We start from the raw sequence: 17970 nt of genomic DNA, 5'->3' as shown, positions 1-17970 counted from the left end.
ATATTCTTACGTCAAGAATTAATTACAAATGGGTGTTTCAATTTTTTAAATGTTTTACAGTTATTGAGAGAAAGAAAAAGAAATTATAGATGAGTAGAAAAAGTGTTTTTTACTTGAAGAAATCTTATGCTTAGCTTATACAAAGCTTATAGGATGCTTATACGAATCTTGGACGATTGTTATACAATAGCTATGTAAGGAGTTGAGAATGAATCATTAGAAGAGAATCTTAAAAAGAGATTGAACGAAAATAAAGTGGCGAAAAACAAAATAAACTTTTTTCTTATTCACTTATTTTGCTCTTATTGGTATCTCCTAAGGGAGAAGTGTAGCATTACAAAAACTTTTGAAAAATAAATTTTGTCATATTAAACTGACATTAAAATAAATATGAAAATCATTTGTATAGGTAAAAATTACGGCGAGCCCTCCAATAAGGAAACGCTTCAACCTCTCGTGGTGTTTATGAAACCCGATACAGCTATTCACAATATTGAGATCCCTTATTATATTCCCGACTTCACTCAGGATTTGCACTACGAGATAGAATTGGTACTGAAAATCAATCAAAACGGCAAGTGCATTTCGGAAAAATTCGCTCATAAATACTATGATGAGCTTACGGTGGGTATTGACTTTACTGCCTGCGACTTGCAAGCTCGCCTCAGCGAAAAAGGATTGCCGTGGGAACAAGCGAAGGCGTTTGACAGTTCGGCTATTGTAGGGAAATTTGTGCCTAAAGAAATTTTCGGTGACTCCTCCCCTATTCACTTTCACCTCAGCAAAAACGGCGAGATCGTACAAGAAGGCGATACTTTACAGATGCTCAGAAGCTTTGACAAGATCATTGCGGAGGTATCACAGTACTTCACACTTCGCAAAGGTGACCTTATTTTCACAGGAACACCTAAAGGCGCAGGAAGAGTAGCGGCAGGCGATGTGCTTGAGGGGTTCCTAGGGGAAGAAAAGGCGTTTAATTTGAAAATTAGGTAATTAAATTTCTAAAAGTCTAACACGGATTTCACAGATTTCACAGAGCATACTATATAAAGAAACACAAACATTTTTTGATATGAGAAAAAGTATATTAATTATCAGTGCCCTTTTTGTATTAATAGGATGTAGCCAACCTTTAGATTTGTCAAAAATACAACTCAATAGTGATTCAAAAAGCTATCACTTAGACGACTATGATGTTTTTAAAAGAGAGGAGCAAAAAGGTCATTATGAATATTCTGAGAAAGACAAAACCTTGAATTTAATTGATAATGGAGAGCGTGTTATCCGTTATGTTTTTATGGATGAGTCTGTGAAAAATATTCATTTTGCAGGCTTAAAAATTAACTCTGCTTCTGGAGCTGTTATATCAGACTATGATGGAAAAATAGCTTATATTCAAGTTTACATTGAGAGTTCTGATACATTAAAATTAATAGCTTATTTAATGGATATGTTGGGAAAACCAACAAAAATCTATGAACGTAGTGTCACCGAAGAATTTCACCAAATACCTTGTCAAGAGATGGCAGAAGCATTACCCTCATATATTAGAAGAGAAGATGGAGAGTTTATCTATCCTGATCGTATGGTTTGGGAAAAAGGAGATGTAATCTATAGTCTTAGATTAGACCCTGAAATTGAGGTTTTAGGGAGTTGCCTTCAAATCATTACAAAAAAAGCTTTTAATGATAAGGTAATATTTGGCTATGGAAATGTTGAGGAGGAGTAAAAAACTCTGTTTTTAGACTTTGTCAAAGTCCAAGGACTTTGACAAAGTGTGCGACGCAAACTACTAAAAATCAGCTTGTAACACCTTAACAAGTTCTTCATTGTCTTTGAACTTTACAAAAGCTCCGTTCTTAAAATAGGAAATGTGACCGGTTTCTTCGGAGACTACTAAAGCGGTGGCATCGGTTTTCTCGGTGATAGAAACAGCTGCGCGGTGTCGCAAGCCATAGCGTTTGGGAAGACTGATTTCGCTGGCGACGGGCAAGATCACTCGGGTGGCTACAATGTGGTCACCTTTGATCACTATGGCACCATCGTGCAACGGACTGTTCTTATAAAAGATACTTTCAATGATAGGCTCAGAAAACTCTATATTTACCTTGTCGCCAGTTTCGGTTACAAAATCCAGCGGCATATTGTGTTCCAAGACGATGAGCGCACCCGTATTGGTGCTGGCTAACTTTTGGCATACATTCACTAAACTCTGGATATTGAGCACAATTTCTTTTTCTTTGAAAAAATGAAACACGCGGTGTAGCTTATTGCGCGCGGTGATATTAGTAGACCCAATCGTGAGCAAAAAGCGGCGTATCTCTTGCTGAAATACCACTATGAGGGCAAACACCCCTACCCCAATAAACTGCCCCAGTATGCTGCTGAGCAACTGCATTTGCAGGGCTTCAGTAATCTTCCAAATCAAATAGATGATCACAATCCCCATAAAAATATTGATAGCTACCGTACCCCGAATCAATCGGTAGAGGTAGTACAAAAGAGCTGCAAACAGCAGTATATCAATCGCATCGACGACTGTAAAGTCTAAAATATCGAATAGTTTCATTGTATTTTCTTAAAGAGTTCTACACATTCTTTCGCTTCTTTCACATCGTGTACCCGCAAGATGCGTGCCCCTTTCATCAAGGCAATGGTATTGACTACCGTAGTAGCATTCAGTGCCCCTGCAGGGTCGGTATCTAAAAGTTTGTACAACATTGATTTGCGCGAAAAACCTACCAATAGCGGACAGTCAAAAACCTGAAATAGCTCTAAATGTTTCAAGACTTCGTAATTCTGGTCTAAGGTCTTAGAAAAACCAAAGCCTACATCTACTATAAAATCGTTGATTCCCGCTTGCAAGGCTTTAGCTTTGCGTTCGGAAAAATAGTAGCGCATATCGCTGATGATATCCTTATAATCCGTGTGTTGCTGCATCGTTTGGGGCGTTCCCACGAGGTGCATTGCAATATAAGGCACCTGAAATTGCGCTACTACAGGCAACATCTGCTCATCTAAAAGTCCGGCAGAAATATCGTTGATGATACACGCACCTTCCGAGAGCGATTGGCGTGCCACCTCACTGCGAAAAGTATCGACCGAAATGCGGATTTCAGGAAAGTGTTGTACCAAAGTGCACACTACGGGCACTACCCTACTCAGTTCTTCGGCTTCTGATACTTCAGGAGCATTGGGGCGGGTGCTATAACCGCCTACATCAACAAAATCAGCGCCTTGCGCGAGCATCGTTTCCGCCCGTTGCAAGAGCGTTTTTTCGGTTACACGACTGCCTTCATAGAAAGAGTCGGGCGTGTGATTGAGAATGCCCATCACACGAGGGCTATCCATAGAGAGGAGTTCTCCTCTGCAATTAATTGTCATCATCTGTTGGCTTGTTACCTGTTACTTGTTACCTGTTATCTGAATTAGCAGTCGGCCATATTTACAGCGACGGCTAAGCCACCTTCAGAGGTTTCTTTGTATTTAGAGTTCATATCTTTGGCTGTTTGCCACATCGTATTGATCACCTTATCGAGCGGTACTTTTGCATTCTTAGGGTCGGTTTCAATAGCCAATTCGGCAGCGTTAATCGCTTTGACAGCTCCCATCGCATTGCGTTCAATACAAGGAATTTGCACCAATCCACCGATAGGGTCGCAAGTGAGCCCTAAGTGGTGTTCCATTGCTATTTCGGCAGCTATAAGCACCTGTTCAGGCGAGCCGCCTAAGAGCTCGCACAGTGCTCCTGCCGCCATTGCGGACGACACCCCTATTTCGGCTTGACAACCACCCATAGCGGCTGAGATAGTTGCACCTTTTTTGAACAAACTGCCTATCTCGCCTGCCACCAACAGGAATTGCTGGATTTGCTCCTCGGTAGCTTCTTGATTTTCAATAGTTACATAGTAGAGTAACACCGCAGGAATCACCCCAGCGCTACCATTGGTAGGAGCCGTTACTACCCGCCCTAAAGAAGCGTTTACTTCGTTCACTGCCAATGAAAAGCAGCTCACCCACTTGAGAATTTCGCGGAACTTGATATTCGTTTTTTTGATAGAGTTCAGCCAATTCTCAGGGCTATCGTAAGTTACTACCCCGATGAGGTTTTTGTGAATGTCATAAGCGCGACGGCGCACGTGTAATCCTCCAGGAAGTACCCCTTCGGTATGGCAACCTATGTAAGTACATTCCAGCATTGTATGCCAAATTCGCATCAGTTCGCGGTGGATTTCCTCCTCACTGCGCAGAGATTTTTCGTTCTCATAGACGATTTCCGAAATTTTCTTATTTTCTTGTCGGCAGTAGCTAATGAGTTGTTCCGCTTTGTCAATAGGAAAAGGGAAAATACGCGGTTTTTCTTCTTGAGTAAGCGTTTGCTGACCTTCTTTTACGATAAAACCACCCCCTATGGAATAAAAAGTAGAGTCGTAACTAAAGTCTTCGCCTTCAGCTGTAAAAGTGAGACCGTTAGCGTGAAAGGGCAAGAAATTTCGGTTGAATACAATATCCTCTTTAGGATTAAAAGCGATGATGCGCTCATTGCCGAGATAGAGTTCTTGATTATTGGTAATTGCTGTGATAATCACATCTAAGCTCTCAATAGGCACATACTCAGGGTCGGCGCCACTGAGACCGAGCATCACCGCCAAATCGGTAGCGTGACCTTTACCTGTAAGAGAAAGAGAGCCGTATAAATCTACACGCACTTTGTTAGTTTTGAGTAGGAGCTGCTGCTCTCTCAGTTCTTTAAGGAAAGCCTCGGCAGCGCGCCAAGGTCCTAAAGTGTGAGAGCTGGAAGGACCTACCCCTATTTTGAGCATATCGAATACACTTATTCGTTCCATTGAATTGTCATAAGAATTTAAGACCGCAAAAGTAAAGAGAAATTAGCAAATTAGCAAATTTGAAAATTAGCAAATTAAGTAACATCTAAAAACTAAGGTAAGTCAAACGGACGAATTTTAGTTAGAAAAACTTACATTTTAACTTAATCAAAGCTTAGGAGTTCGACTATGTTTTTATGACGTAAAAGGAGTGAGGTAGTAGCACAACAGGTGGGTAGACAAAGAATGAACGAACAAAGAACGGCGCGAGTCGCACGGGCAGATAGACAAAAGACGGTGCGAGCCGCACGGGCAGATGAACAAAAGACGGTGCGAGCCGCACGGGCAGATGAACAAAAGACGAACAAAAGACGAAGAGAGAACGAAGGAAAGACGATTGATGAGTGGCTCTACATCGGCTCTACATCGGCTCTACATCGGCTCATCAGCGAAGAAAAGACGAAGAAAAGACGAAGAAAACCTCCCCCTATTCACATACTCTTTGTGCACATACCCAGCTGTGAGCCCTCGCTGGCTATCTCCAAAGGGGGAACTGTAGCGAAGATAAGGCGGAGCTAAAGCGAAGGTAAGATGAAGGATAATAGGTAAAATATTATAATACAGATGTTTATAAGAAGTGATTTATATATAGGGATTTTCAGAGTGAGAAAAAAGAGAAGAAAAATAAAATTTTTTATTGCGTGTATGAATATTTTTTCTACTTTTGTGGCATTAACTTAAATATTGATTGTTTATGGAAACAAAAAATGTAAATTACCTAAGTATTGCACTTAGAAACGGACTTTTATTAGGTATTGCTTGTGTTGTTCTCAGCGTATTATTATACGTTACCAACCTTTTGTACACCGGAAGCTTTTTAATAGGTACTATCACTTGGCTATTGAATTTAGCTATTTGTGTAGTTTTTATTGTGATGGCTATTCAGCAGTACAAAACGGCTAATGAAGGCTTTTTAACTGTAGGTGAAGCTATTAAGGTGGGGATAGTAACGGCTCTTGTAGGAGGGGTAATCGGTGCTATTTACGCTGTGCTCTACACTACTGTTATTGACCCTGACTATTATGAAAAAGTGGTAGAGGTTACAATGGAAAAAATGAGTGCTTTTACTTCTAATTTCAGTGAAGAACAAATGGAAGAGCTCCGTGAAAAAACACTTGAAAGTAAGCCTTCTGTAGTATGGACATTCTTTTCATCGATATTGAGTTCAGCTATTGGAGGTGTTATTATTTCGGCTATTGTAGGAGCTGTTAAGAAGAAAGAACGACCAATGGCTATTTAGGAGTTATTGTTTTTTAGCACATAAAAACGACTGATTATCAGCGATAAAACTTTGCCAAAGTTTGTAGCACAACAAGCTATAAGATCTTTGGCAAAGTTTTACTTGTTAATTATTACTTGTTACTTACTAATTATTTTGTATCTTTGCAGCCCCTTTATGACATTAATATTATGGAAAAAGTAAAGAAATTCAGACTTGACTTCATTGATGTAATTCGCGCCTTTGCTATCTGTATGATGCTACAAGGGCACTTTGTAAACGGCCTCATCGCCGATCGTTACCGGGACGAAAATAACTTAATATATTGGTTTTGGCATTACTGTACGGGTATTACTGCTCCTGTATTCTTCACTGTTTCGGGCTTTATCTTCACTTTTTTATTAGTAAAAGAAAGCAATGCTACCAAAGTGGGGTGGAATAACCCTCGTGTAATGAAGGGCATACGCCGTGGCTTGTTGCTTATCGGGATTGCTTATTTCTTGCGTATGAGTTTTCAAAGCGTTGATGTGCTACACTGCATTGGGTTGTCGCTCTTGTTGCTCATCGCTACTTACCTTATTTCATACAACCGCAAACCGTGGGTGATGCCTACTATATTGCTTACCACTACCCTACTGGCGTTCACCTTTGAGCCTTTTTACAAGGAACTGCGTTTTGACTCACTACCACTACCAATTGCTAATTACCTCACTCGTGCACACGGTAGCTTCTTTCCTATTTTTCCTTGGTTTGGCTATGTATCGTTTGGGGGCTTTATGGGCTATCTATTTCAACAACACAAAAATCACCCTCACCTATACCGGAATGCTATTTTATTATTTTTAAGCGTAGGTGCATTCTTATTATGGGGTTCTCACTTTGTGATAGAGCAACTGTTTTATATTAATCATTCGCCATTTTTTGAGCGACTAATGCAAGACTTTGCTTATTTGCGCTTAGGCAATGTGCTGTTGGTTTTTGGTTTTTTTGCCTTAATGCGCAATGTGATTACCTCTCAACTGATTAAAACTATTGGGCAAAACACCTTATCGATTTACGTGATACACTGCTTTATTATATACGGCAGTATTACCTCTCACGGGCTCATACAACACTTTGGCGGACAGTTAAAACCTTACCAAGTGGTATTAGGAGCGCCTGCCTTTATAGCCGTGTGTGTATGGTTATCGTTTATTTATAACCGTGTGAAACCTGTCATCAAATCGGGAATTGCTTTTTGGTTAAAAGAAATCAGAGCGTTTTTAATAGAGAGTTATCGTTTTATAGTGAAGTTATTAGTTAGACTATTCGTAAGGAGTTAGAAATTAGGAATTAGAACTTATGAAAAAACAGTTTATTATATTCGCTTCGGTTATGGCACTCAATAGCATACAAGCACAACAACCGCTTACCCCTGAAAAGTTATGGGAACTGCACCGCGTGAGTGGCATTGCACTCACCCCTGACCAACAATACGTGTTGGTGAGTGTGAGCACCCCTAATGTGAAGGAAAATTCTTTCAACAAGGAATACTACAAATTAGCCGTAAAAGGAGGTGTTCCTATTCCTGTAAGTAAGGAGGAAGTGGAAAAACTCACTACAAAATACAATGCCGATAAGAGTTTGAAGCTCACTCATAAGGAAGTAAAAATAAAATCGGTGTTAGGAAAAGACTTCTATGCCGATTTAGAAAAATCATCTGGGAAGCTGTACGGTAGCTTAGATCATCGTCATTGGGACAGTTGGAATGAGGGTGCTTACAATCACGTGATGGTGGAAGATGCTTCTGGCAAACAGACTGATATAATGGAAGGATTGCCGTATTACTGTCCGCAGTTGCCATTTGGAGGTGATGAGGATTATATATGGAGTCCCGATGGTAAAAAAGTACTTTATGTTACCAAAGCTAAAGTAGGCACTGAATATGTGCTCAGCACCAATACTGATATTTACGAGTACGACCTCGCTACTAAGAAAACCATTAACCTCACTGAAGGAATGATGGGGTATGATACTAACCCACAATACAGCAAAGACGGCGTGCTTGCGTGGCTAAGTATGGCTACTGACGGTAATGAGGCCGATAAAAACGACCTTTATATATTGAAGGATGGCAAGCGTATCAACCTTACTGCGAATTGGGATAACACTGTGTTTAGTTACCGCTGGAGCAATGACGGTAAGCAAATATATTTCATTGCAGCTACACAAGGAACAGAACAAGTGTTTGTTGTATCGCCTTTTGGCAAAGATACTACCCCAAAACAACTTACCCAAGGAACGTTCGATGTGAACAGCATAGTAGGACAAGCAGGTGATGTGCTAATAGTGATGCGCACAGATATGAACCACGCAGCCGAAGTGTATACTATCAACTTAAAAGAGAAGAAGAAAAGATATTTAACGTTAGCACAGCTTTCACATTTCAACGATGAGCAGTACAAACAAATAGCGATGTGCCCTATCAAAGAGCGCATTATCAAGACTACTGACGGCAAAGATATGCACGCTTGGGTGATTTATCCACCTGATTTTGACCCCAACAAAAAGTACCCTACCCTACTCTACTGTCAAGGAGGGCCTCAATCGGTGGTGAGTCAGTTTTACAGTTTTCGTTGGAATTTCCAATTAATGGCTTCACAGGGCTATATAGTAATAGCTCCTAACCGCCGAGGTTTACCAGGGTTTGGAGTGAAATGGAATGCCGAAATCAGCGGAGACTGGGGAGGCCAACCTATGCGCGACTATCTATCAGCTATTGATGATATTGCTAAAGAACCTTATGTTGATAAAGATAGATTAGGGGCTATCGGGGCGAGCTACGGCGGATACTCCATTTATTACTTGGCAGGAATACACCAAAAACGCTTCAAGACCTTTATAGCCCATTGCGGTGTGTTCAACTTGCAAAGTATGTATGGCACTACCGAAGAACTCTTCTTTAACAATAACGAAATAGGAGGCGCTTATTGGGATAAACAGAATGCTGTAGCACAAAAGTCGTATAAAGAGTTTAACCCTATAGAGAAGATTACTGAATGGGACACCCCTATTCTCATCATTCACGGAGGCAAGGACTATCGCGTACCTGAAGAACAAGGCTTTCAAGCCTTTACAGCAGCACAATTGCGAGGTATCAAGAGTGAACTACTTTACTTCCCTGACGAAAATCACTGGGTGTTGCAACCTCAAAACGGACTACTATGGCAACGCACCTTCTTTAAGTGGCTAAAAGAAACGTTGTGAAAATAAAAAGAGGCTACCTATTTGGGTAGCCTCTTTGTTCTTATATATTAAAAAAGTCCTTCTACTGACCAATAACGTTCGCCTGTATCATAATTTACTGTAAGTACACGTGCCTTAGGGTCTCTTTTGAGCACTTTGGCTACTGCTGCCAATGAAGCTCCTGTGGAGATACCTCCTAAGATGCCTTCTTCTTTAGCTAACCTACGTGCATAGTCAAAAGCTTCTTCCTTACTTACTAACAATACTTCATCAATAACTGAAGCGTCGTAATTCTTTGGTACAAAACCAGCGCCTATGCCTTGTAGTGGGTGAGGACCTGGAGCTCCACCACTGAGAACGGGCGATTGTTCAGGTTCTACGGCAATGGTTTTAAGATGAGGAAAATGTTGTTTAAGCACTTTAGATACCCCAGAAATATGTCCACCTGTACCGACTCCTGTTACGAAATAATCAAAGCCTTCGGGGAATGATTGCAAAATTTCTTGGGCAGTAGTACGCTCGTGGACTGATGGATTAGCAGGGTTTTCAAACTGTTGTGGCACCCAGTAGTTAGGTTTACCTTCAGCGATTTCAAAAGCTTTGGCTACAGCACCTCCTGTTCCTTTTTCCTTAGGAGTTAATACTACTTCAGCTCCATAAGCCGCTACCAATTTACGGCGCTCTACACTCATTGATTCAGGCATTACCACGATGAGCTTATAGCCTTTTACGGCAGCAACTAAGGCGAGTCCTACGCCTGTATTACCTGAAGTAGGTTCTACTATTACCGTATCTTTATTGAGGATACCTTTGTTTTCGGCATCTTCAATCATTGCGAGTGCGATACGGTCTTTAATACTACCGCCTGGGTTGAAGCGCTCTAATTTGATAAATACGTTGGCATCTTTGCCAAACAATCGGTTAATTTTTACTTCGGGAGTACGCCCGATAAGTTCTAAAACATTTTTGTACGCCATTATATAATTATTTATTAGTTACTTGTTTATTTAATGGTTAATGGTTAATGATTAATGATTAGTATTAGAGACTAAATTACAAAGTTAATCGGTTCTTCATATATTTCATTGTCTTTTACAATGATTTGGCTTTTGTGAAAAACTTTTGTAAAAGGTTCTATGCTATGGGTGAGCCATACATTACCACCGATAATACTGTCGTGCCCTATTACTGTTTCTCCTCCTAAGATAGTAGCTCCAGAGTAAATCACCACATTATCCTGAATGGTAGGGTGTCGCTTGGTATTTGCCTTGTCTACTGATACTGAGAGTGCTCCTAAGGTAACTCCTTGATATATTTTTACATAGTTACCAATGACCGTAGTTTCACCAATGACGATAGCTGTACCGTGATCAATCATAAAAGGGACGCCGATAGTAGCCCCTGGGTGAATATCGATACCTGTTTTGCTATGGGCGTATTCGGTGAGAATACGGGGCAAGAGAGGCACTTGGCGCGTCCATAGTTCGTGGGCGATGCGATATACCATAATGGCAAAGAAACCGGGATAAGTTACTTGTACCTCTCTGAGAGATGTAGCGGCAGGGTCGCTTTCAATAAAAAACTGTGCATCTTGTTTTAACTGGGCATAAATAGCCGGCAAGATACAATCGTAATAATTAGTTACCTGTTCTTTTTGAGGTTCGTTTTGAAGAAAATCATCTACAATACTGATGAAATCAAAACGTAACTCTTCATAGCGTGCTTCTATATTTGATTTAGAGAGACAAGTGCGTTCGTCTATCAGGAATAAGAACTGAAAGAGCTCTTCAACAAAGGTGCTGATGCGCTGTTTGCTTACGTGATGTTTGATGTTTTTGCTTTCTTGATAGAGTTCAGCAATAAAACTATCGGTACAATTTACTTTTGTCATTGTTATAAAAAATAACCCCACTACTTATATGAGCAGTGGGGTGTTGTTATTTCGTTTATTAAAAATATATAGCTGATACTTTTAAAAAATAACGAGCCTTGCACTGCTCACAGGGAAGGCGCAACACATCATCATTATTTCAAAAGTATAGAGTTTCATATAGTGCTATTCTATTAATCGGGGCAAAGGTAAGAATAATTTTCTAACTGACAAATAAAATTTGAAATATTTTTATTTTTTTTGTTACGTAACAAATTTTAAAGAGGTGAGACTGTGCCTTGTGAAGTAACTTTTTGAAATATCAACTTTGGCAAAAGCAGTAACAAGTTATAACAAAACCTCCCGCTATTCACATACTCTGCTCTCGCAGACTTCCTCCAAAGGGGGAAGATGTATCGCAAAAGTGAGAGAGTAGATTTTTTTTCAGATTTTTTAGATAGGTCGGATAATTCTGACAGGTAGTGGCATTTTTAGAACTACCGAAAGGAAACGAAGGAGTTCGGAAGAGTGTTTTTAGGTAAATGATAAAAGGTAAAAGTAAAATGGGTATGCTTAGCTTATACAAAGCTTATACGAACCTTGAACGAATCTTGGACGATTGATATACAAAGGGTATATAAATAATTGATTAATACCATAATACAATAATGTCAATAATACTGAAAATAGGGTTTCGAGGCGAAAGTAAAGAAAAGTAAAACAGGCGAATGGCGAATGGCGGGCGACAAAATATTAATACAAAAAGGATGGTAAGGAGAAGTGTTTTTTGCTCTATAAAATAAAAAAAACATATAAAGATAGTTGCAATTACAATTAATATTCGTACCTTTGCACCCTGAAAAGTTAGAAGTTTTTATACCTTAATACACTTACTGATAAAAATGTTTAGTGAAACCACCCCTAATTCAAAAATCTTTGCTTGCTCTAAGAGCATAGAGCTTGCGGAGAAAATTGCGCAAAAATACGGTACACAGCTCGGTGAAGTTAAACTTTCTTATTACAGTGATGGCGAATTTCAGCCCTCTTATGAAGAATCGATTAGAGGGGCACGCGTTTTCTTAGTATGTTCTACCTTTCCTAATTCGGATAACTTAATGGAGCTTTTACTAATGATTGACGCTGCGAAACGGGCTTCGGCACGGCACATCACAGCAGTGATGCCTTACTTTGGGTGGGCACGCCAAGATAGGAAGGATAAACCCCGAGTGCCGATAGGGGCAAAATTGGTGGCTAACCTTTTGCAAGCGGCGGGTGCGACTCGTATTATGACGATGGACTTGCACGCTGACCAAATTCAAGGATTCTTCGAGCGTCCTGTAGACCATCTTTTTGCTTCGAGCATTTTCTTGCCTTATTTACAGAGTTTGCACTTAGACAATTTGTGTATTGCTTCGCCGGATATGGGAGGCTCTAAAAGGGCTTATGCTTATTCTAAGTTCTTGAAATGCGATGTGGTGATTTGCTATAAACAGCGCAAACAAGCTAATGTGATTGAGACAATGGAACTCATTGGTGAAGTAGAAGGTAAGAACGTAGTATTGGTAGACGATATGGTGGATACGGCTGGCACACTTGTGAAAGCTGCCCAACTGATGAAGGATAGGGGTGCTATAAGCGTAAGAGCGGTGGCTACTCACCCGATACTGAGCGGGAACGCTTATGAACGTATAGAGAATTCGGCTTTGGAAGAGCTTATTGTAACGGATTCAATTCCGCTAAAGCAGCCTTCGAGCAAAATAAAAGTACTGAGTTGTGCGGATCTTTTTGCTGATGTGATGCATAGGGTGCACCGGAATGAGCCGATTAGCTCTAAGTTTATTATGTAGGAAAATAGGAATAAGAAAATAGAAATTAGGAAATAGAAATCAGGAAGTAGTTCTATGGGCTAACTCCTAAATTCTAATTCCTAACTCCTAAAATCGTAACTTAATAATTATTTATAAATAAATGAAATCAATTACAATCAAAGGATCTCAAAGAGAAAGCGTGGGCAAAGCTGCGAGCAAAGCCTTACGTAATGCTGGACAGGTTCCTTGCGTGTTATACGGAGGAGACAATGTTCTGCATTTTTCAGCACCTGAATTAGCATTCAAAAACATCGTGTACACCCCTAACGTATACACCGCTGCGATTGAATTGAATGGTAAGACCTATAACGCCATTCTACAAGACATTCAGTTTGACCCTGTAAGTGATAAAATCATTCACATTGATTTTTATCAGCTTCACAAAGACAAAGAAATCACTATTGAAGTGCCAATTCAAATTGAAGGAACTTCACCTGGTATTATGGCTGGGGGTACATTGCGCATTGTGAACCGCAAGCTTAAAGTGAAAGCGCTTCCTGACAATTTACCTGATTTTGTTCCTGTAGATATTTCAGGTTTGGAAATGGGTAACAAACTATACGTTACTAAATTAGCACAAGATAACTACAAGATTATGCACCCAGATAACACTGTGGTTTGCCAGATAAGAGTATCGCGTGCTGCTATGAAAGCTGCACAAGATGCGGCTAAAGCTGAAAAAGCTGCAAAGAAAAAATAGAGTTTAGTAAATAAGTTTTCTATAAGAAAGCCATAATGAACTATTGTTTGTTATGGTTTTTTGTTTGCTATTAGTGAAGAAGTAGTTTTTGAACAAACTGCAAAGCTTCACGATGATGAACAATATCAGTATAACAGTATGAATAAGTGATTTTTAGATATAATTTTATCATTTTCTAACCCTTAAATTTGTGAACTTTGGAAATTAATTCATACCTTTGTGTCCTAAATTAAATAATCGTATATATAATGAAGACAGAAACATCATTTAACGAAAAGCAAGGACACTGGATTCTTGCCAAATTGGGCAAAAAAGTGTTGCGCCCAGGTGGGAGAGTGCTCACCGAATGGTTAGTAAAAAACCTAAGTATTACGTCTAAAGACGATATTGTAGAGTTTGCTCCTGGCTTAGGTTTTACCGCTAATTTGGCTTGTGCTTACAAACCTTTTAGCTATACGGGGGTGGATATGAACGAGGCTGCTGCAACTTTTGCCAAGAAAAATATTCACTACGATAGTGCTCGCGTGATTGTAGCTGATGCTGCTGCGACTACCTTGCCCGATGCTTTTGCCGATAAAGTGTATGGAGAGGCAATGCTGACTATGCAACCACTTGAACACAAAAAAACAATCATTGCTGAGGCTTTTAGGATTCTCAAGCCTGGTGGGTATTACGCTATTCACGAATTGGGCTTGCAACCTGACAATGTGACTGATGAGGTAAAAAATGCTATCTTTAAAGAACTGAGCGCCAACATACGTGTACACGCACGACCTATGACCCCTAGCGAATGGAAAGCATTGTTTGAAGAACAAGGTTTTAAGGTAATTAAAGAACAGCACAACGCTATGCACCTCTTGGAAAGCAAACGCATCTGGCAAGATGAGGGGATATTCCGCAGTTTGAAATTCTTTTTCAATCTTCTTACTCACTCCGATTTGCGCAAACGTGTGATGAATATGAAAAAAAACGTTCCGCAAGCACCAAGAACACTTAGACGCTATTGCGCTCATCGTTCAAAAACCGATTTCTTCAGCTAACAAGTAACAAAAGAGCTCCTATATTTTATGGGGGCTTTTTATTTATTTTTGCCAAAAGATAAAAATATCTCAAACTTTGTTATTTAGATAGAATAAAAATACTATCTTTGCGCACTGAATTTAATTAGTGCGTGAAATGAAATATATTATATGGTTTACGTTTGTTATTATCTCTTTTGGTAATGTGATAGCTCAAAATACTATCACTCTTAAAGGGGTTGTAAAAGACAGCGAAGGAGCTCCCATTGCTGGAGTAACGGTGCGCATTAATCATACTACTAAGGGTATGGCGACTGATGCCAATGGTACTTTTTTACTACAGACTTCACAACAAACAGGTGAGCTTATTTTCAGCTATATAGGAATGAAAACAGTAAAGCGCACCTTTAATGGGAATGCTGAATTTGCTATCACAATGCAGGAAGATATGTTGATGCTTGAAGGAGTACAGGTGACTGCCAAACAAAATATCAACGAGATAGATGTGCGCGCTAAAACGGGAAATGTGGAAGCCATAGCGATGCAAGAGGTTAAGAATATCCCTGTTCCTTCCTTAGCATTGGCATTACAGGGCAAAACACCGGGCTTGCGCATTATAAACAGAGGAGAAGTGGGAGCGACTCCCGAAATACGGATACGTGGTAATTCGTCGTTGCGCAAAGGAGATGAAGCTAATCAGCCACTATTTATATTGGACGGTAAAATGATTTCGGCAGAGACCTTTTACTACCTCAATCCTGAAGATATCAAAGAGATGAAAGTGCTGAAAGATGCCGTAGCGACGGCTCTGTACGGTATCAAAGCCTCTAATGGGGTGATAGAAATCACTTCTAAACGCGGGGGAGAAAAAGCACTGAGTTATCACCTGCAAACGGGATTTACCTTTGCCTCACCACTAAAAGTGCAACTGATGAACAGTGCAGAAAAATTGGAATTAGAGCGATTGTTGAAGAATGACGGCACACCAGGGTATTTGTACAGCGAGGAATACATCAATAGAAAGTACAGTGGTACCGCCGAATTACAATCTCGGTTAGCTGAAGGAAGGCAAAAGTTAGATTCATTACGTGCCATTAACACCGATTGGCACAAGGAACTCACTAACCTACAAGTATATCAAAAGCACGACCTGAGCTTTCAAAATGGCAATGAGAAAACGGCTTACTTCTTTTCATTAGGATATTTGCAACAAGACGGTCAGATAAAAGGCAATGGACTTTCGCGTGTATCCTCTCGGTTAGCTATAGACCAAACCCTATCGGAAAATGCAGTTGCTACGCTATCGGTGAATGGTTCTTATGCCAAGATTAATACCCCTAACGGGGCAAACTTCTCGGTAGAAGACCTTATTTACCAGCTCAATCCTTATGAAACTAAACAATCAGCGCGCTTGTATTCTTACCCCAATAGAAGTTACGCCGACCTATTCAATCAGTTTAGCAGAGAAAACATCACTAAAAATATAGGGACATCTTTAAGTTTTAACTGGAAGATACGTCCTGAGTTAGAACTGTCGGCAGTAGCAGGTTTAGATTACTCGTTGGCAGATGACTTGCAGATAACACCTGAGACCGCTTTTTCTGAAAGAAATTCAGGTAGGGCGCGCAATGCTTTAGGAACGCTGTACCAAGCTAAAAATACGCTTACCAATATCACTGCCAATATGCGTATTAACTACGAAAAAACTTTTGGCAAACACGAACTCACCTTAGGTGCTAATGCCGACAACTATACTTCTATTACCGATAATCTATCGGTAGTGGGACACGGTTTGTACGGCAAAATAAGGTCGGTATCAGCGATTGACAATTCACTTACAGGAGCGGGAAAGGCTACTGTGGGAGGACGTAAACAAACAGACCGCAATCTCGGTTTTGGAGGGCTCATTGGGTATACTTACAGCAGTATCTACAATTTGTTTGCTACTTATAAGCTCGATGCTTCGTCGATATTACCCAAAGAAAAACGTTGGAATAGCGCTTGGGCATTGGGGGCAAGCATCAACATCAAAGAATACGCCTTCTTAAAAGAAGTAGAATGGCTATCGCAATTGGATATACGAGGTTCTTATGGGCACACTGCCAATGCGCAAGCTATATCACCTTCGCTCATCACAGCTACCTTTAAATACTTACCCGAAAGTTATGGCGACACGCGCATAATGAACATTACAGCGCTACCAAATAAAGATTTACGGGCAGAACAGAATCTCATTACCGATATTGGACTTTCGGCTACTATCTTCAAAACTAATCTGCAGTTCTCAGTATACAAGCGCACCACCAAAGATGCCTTGCTCAGTATTCCTATCCCGTCTTCTTCTGGCTTTGAGGTACAAATGCAGAATATAGGCGTTTTGGAGAACAAGGGATTAGAAGTGAGTATCAATCAACCGTTGTATACATCTGATAATTGGAATGTAAGTTGGGGTGGCAATATTTCATATAACGAAAATAAAGTGATAGACCTTTACGGCAGAGAGCGCATTTACACGAGTGCTGACCAGAAACTACCCGAGTACCAATTAGGAAAATCTACTGAGGCACTGTACGGACTCAACTCTACCGGTATTAATCCTATTACAGGATTGCCCGAGTTTATTACCTCTGACGGCAGACAAGTGAATGCTAATACTACCTTAGAGGGTAAAGATTATATCTATTTAGGACAATCTACCCCGCCTGTAAGTGGAAGTTTTAACTTTTATGTGAGCTACAAACAGTGGCAACTCACTACTGATTTCTACTACACGCTGGGAGGGGTGCGCAATTACTCAAACAAGTACATCAGAGACTTAGATTCGGCACGTTTCAATGCCGCTAAAGCTCAGCTTACCGATATGTGGTGGCAAGTAGGCGATGAGAACAAGAAATACCCTACCCCTTTCCATTCGGCAAGCGCGATTGAGAACCTCAATCAGCCGAATAACAAAACCCTAATGAAAACCGACTTTCTGCGTTTTTCAAACCTATCACTTAGGTATCAGTTTAGTCAGGACGATTTAGCTACTATTGGCAAAATACGTCACGCTACTTTAGGAGTTACCGCTACCAATATTGCGGTGTGGAGCAAATACAAAGAGAGCGACCCCGAGACGAATAACATCGTAAACCCGTTGCCCCCTACTATTACCTTAAACCTTCACTTATCTTTTTAAATTGA

Annotated in this window: 14 protein-coding genes and 1 pseudogene; 10 read left to right on the top strand and 5 right to left on the bottom strand. The window is 40.3% G+C overall.

From position 1 onward, the window contains the following. The first annotated feature begins 390 nt into the window (after positions 1–390). Positions 391–993 carry a fumarylacetoacetate hydrolase family protein gene (locus tag RCZ04_RS06460; protein ID WP_460485170.1) on the top strand — a complete coding sequence of 201 codons (603 nt, stop codon included), beginning with the start codon at positions 391–393 and terminating at the stop codon, positions 991–993. Positions 994–1072: 79 nt separating this feature from the next. Beyond that, the gene (locus RCZ04_RS06455; protein WP_460485169.1) at positions 1073–1729 is read left to right on the top strand and encodes a hypothetical protein; all 657 of its coding nucleotides are present in this window, start codon (positions 1073–1075) and stop codon (positions 1727–1729) included. A gap of 63 nt (positions 1730–1792) precedes the next feature. Here the strand turns inward: RCZ04_RS06455 and cdaA are convergent, their stop codons facing one another. Genes cdaA through RCZ04_RS06440 form a run of 3 tightly spaced genes read right to left on the bottom strand, consistent with a single transcriptional unit; the run spans position 1793 to position 4847 of the window. Continuing rightward, on the bottom strand, positions 1793–2569 hold the full coding sequence (gene cdaA / locus RCZ04_RS06450) for a diadenylate cyclase (RefSeq protein ID WP_460485167.1): 777 nt from the start codon (positions 2567–2569) through the stop codon (positions 1793–1795). Then, positions 2566–3384, bottom strand: a complete 819-nt coding sequence (gene folP / locus RCZ04_RS06445) for a dihydropteroate synthase (protein ID WP_460485474.1) — start codon at positions 3382–3384, stop codon at positions 2566–2568. Before folP ends, cdaA begins: the two co-directional genes overlap by 4 nt. A 44-nt stretch (positions 3385–3428) precedes the next feature. Further along, complete coding sequence (locus RCZ04_RS06440) at positions 3429–4847, bottom strand: serine dehydratase alpha family protein (protein WP_460485165.1); 1419 nt, start codon at positions 4845–4847, stop codon at positions 3429–3431. Positions 4848–5072: 225 nt separating this feature from the next. Here RCZ04_RS06440 and RCZ04_RS06435 point away from each other — a divergent pair, with 225 nt between their 5' ends. The 4 genes from RCZ04_RS06435 to RCZ04_RS06420 all read left to right on the top strand — a co-directional run bounded on the left by RCZ04_RS06435 (position 5073) and on the right by RCZ04_RS06420 (position 9351). Next, on the top strand, positions 5073–5405 hold the full coding sequence (locus RCZ04_RS06435; protein WP_460485164.1) for a hypothetical protein: 333 nt from the start codon (positions 5073–5075) through the stop codon (positions 5403–5405). A gap of 169 nt (positions 5406–5574) precedes the next feature. Continuing rightward, positions 5575–6126, top strand: a complete 552-nt coding sequence (locus RCZ04_RS06430; protein WP_460485163.1) for a DUF4199 domain-containing protein — start codon at positions 5575–5577, stop codon at positions 6124–6126. A gap of 170 nt (positions 6127–6296) precedes the next feature. Next, on the top strand, positions 6297–7427 hold the full coding sequence (locus RCZ04_RS06425; protein ID WP_460485162.1) for an acyltransferase family protein: 1131 nt from the start codon (positions 6297–6299) through the stop codon (positions 7425–7427). Between the two features lie 19 nt (positions 7428–7446). Beyond that, positions 7447–9351 carry a S9 family peptidase gene (locus RCZ04_RS06420; protein ID WP_460485161.1) on the top strand — a complete coding sequence of 635 codons (1905 nt, stop codon included), beginning with the start codon at positions 7447–7449 and terminating at the stop codon, positions 9349–9351. 47 nt (positions 9352–9398) lie between these two features. On the opposite strand, the gene cysK is transcribed toward RCZ04_RS06420, so the two are convergent. Further along, positions 9399–10307, bottom strand: coding sequence for a PLP-dependent cysteine synthase family protein (gene cysK, locus RCZ04_RS06415; protein WP_460485160.1), 909 nt, complete (start codon positions 10305–10307; stop codon positions 9399–9401). 71 nt (positions 10308–10378) lie between these two features. Then, positions 10379–11221, bottom strand: coding sequence for a serine O-acetyltransferase (locus RCZ04_RS06410; RefSeq protein ID WP_460485159.1), 843 nt, complete (start codon positions 11219–11221; stop codon positions 10379–10381). Between the two features lie 881 nt (positions 11222–12102). On the opposite strand from RCZ04_RS06410, the gene RCZ04_RS06405 reads away from it, so the two are divergent. The 4 genes and pseudogenes from RCZ04_RS06405 (at position 12103) to RCZ04_RS06390 (ending at position 17965) form a co-directional block, all read left to right on the top strand. After that, positions 12103–13047 carry a ribose-phosphate pyrophosphokinase gene (locus tag RCZ04_RS06405; protein ID WP_460485158.1) on the top strand — a complete coding sequence of 315 codons (945 nt, stop codon included), beginning with the start codon at positions 12103–12105 and terminating at the stop codon, positions 13045–13047. 121 nt (positions 13048–13168) lie between these two features. After that, positions 13169–13768 (top strand): 50S ribosomal protein L25/general stress protein Ctc, encoded by a 600-nt coding sequence (locus RCZ04_RS06400; protein ID WP_460485156.1) that lies wholly within the window; start codon positions 13169–13171, stop codon positions 13766–13768. Positions 13769–14016: 248 nt separating this feature from the next. Beyond that, a pseudogene (locus RCZ04_RS06395) lies at positions 14017–14815 on the top strand (class I SAM-dependent methyltransferase). Positions 14816–14944: 129 nt separating this feature from the next. Further along, positions 14945–17965, top strand: a complete 3021-nt coding sequence (locus RCZ04_RS06390; protein ID WP_460485155.1) for a SusC/RagA family TonB-linked outer membrane protein — start codon at positions 14945–14947, stop codon at positions 17963–17965. Positions 17966–17970 lie beyond the last annotated feature (5 nt).

The organism is Capnocytophaga sp. HP1101 (genome assembly GCF_054772415.1).
The sequence above is the reverse complement of the archived record's forward strand: the minus strand, read 5'-3'. Positions and strand labels throughout refer to the sequence as shown.